Source organism: Promicromonospora kroppenstedtii DSM 19349 (assembly GCF_000515355.1).
GTDB classification, from domain to species: domain Bacteria; phylum Actinomycetota; class Actinomycetes; order Actinomycetales; family Cellulomonadaceae; genus Promicromonospora; species Promicromonospora kroppenstedtii.
Window position 1 is genome coordinate 43,677 of sequence record NZ_KI911759.1, and the last position, 1,379, is coordinate 45,055.

At 70.1% G+C, this 1,379-nt stretch carries 2 protein-coding genes; both read left to right on the forward strand.

Annotation, left to right across the window (positions count from 1 at the left end):
* Positions 1-562 (forward strand): BMP family ABC transporter substrate-binding protein (locus PROKR_RS26875; RefSeq protein ID WP_051433410.1); only part of this gene is annotated, 562 nt, incomplete at its 5' end.
* Positions 563-602: 40 nt separating this feature from the next.
* A complete protein-coding gene (locus PROKR_RS26880; protein ID WP_036969936.1) occupies positions 603-971 on the forward strand; it encodes a DUF2200 domain-containing protein in 369 nt (122 codons plus the stop codon).
* The last annotated feature ends 408 nt before the right edge of the window (positions 972-1,379 follow it).

Genomic DNA, 1,379 nt, shown 5'->3' on the forward strand with positions numbered 1-1,379 from the left:
GGCGCCCCTGAGCGGCTTCGCCGCGCGGTTCGTCGGGTCCAGCCACCGGCCCGCGCCCGAGGCGACGGTGCGTCCCACGCCCGGCACCTGGGACGACGTCGCGGCCCCCGCCGGGTTCTCGATGGTCGTCGTCGCCCGGGGTGACGAGGCGGCGACCGCGACCCTGACGGACGCCGTCGAGCACTACGCCGAGACCCACGGCGCCGACCTGACCGTGCTGCCCGCCCGCGACGACGACGAGGTCGAGCAGCGCATCGACGAGGCCGTGGCGGCCGCGCCGGACCTCGTGGTCGGCGTCGGCGACGGCGTCGTGGACGTGTTCTCCCTGATCACCGCCCAGTACCTGGAGACCGACTTCCTGCTGGTCGGGGCGCAGCTGCCCGAGCCGACGCACAACGTGACTGCCGTCGTCTGGCCGGGCGCGGAGTTCCGGGGGACCGGTCTGGGCAACGACGCCGCCCGCCCGAACGCCGTCACGCCGGACCGGGCGCGCGAGGCGGTCGCGGCCGGGGCGGCGAGCGTGCTGCACGACCTGACGGGGATCGTCGTCGAGCTCGGCTAGCGTCCCGGGGGATGTCAGGGGCTTCCGTTAGTGTCGAACCATGGCACGACACCGGATCTTCGCCATGAGCTTCGCCAGCATCTACGTCATGTACGTGCAGAAGGTGGAGCGAAAGGGCCACACGACCGCCGAGCTGGACCAGGTCATCACCTGGCTCACGGGCTACGACGACGCCGGGCTGCGTCGTGTCCTGGACAGCGAGATCGACATGGAGACCTTCTTCGCCGAGGCCCCGGCGATGAACCCGAACGTGTCCCTGATCAAGGGCGTCATCTGCGGCTACCGGGTCGAGGACATCGAGGACCCGCTGATGCAGCAGATCCGCTACCTGGACAAGCTGGTCGACGAGGTGGCCCGCGGCAAGAAGATGACGTCGATCCTGCGGGGGAGCGAGACGGCCGGCATCTGAGGCGGTCCTGGGCGCTGGTGCTCGGGCGGTGTTGCTCGGGTGGTGTTGCTCAAGTGGTGCTCCTGGGGCGGGACCGGTTGCTGGCTGGTGCATGACGGTGCGGTTGCACGGCTGTGGAGCCGCGTGGTCGTGTATCCGCCCGGTGTGTAGCCGCATGATTGTGTAGCCGCATGGCTGTGTAGCCGAGCGGCGGTGCGGCGGTGCCGTCGTCCGCCTTGGTGCGGTCTGCCGCTGGGCAGGACCACGCGGCTTACCCGGCTCGTACCCGAGCGCGGCGGGAGTAGCTGCCCTCGCGGCCCGAGCCGTAGTCCACGCCGCATCCGCACGCCTCAGCAACGACTCGCGGACACGAGAAGAGTTATCCACAGATTTCAAATGTCCCTCGCGGTGCGTATGAACGTTCGAGAC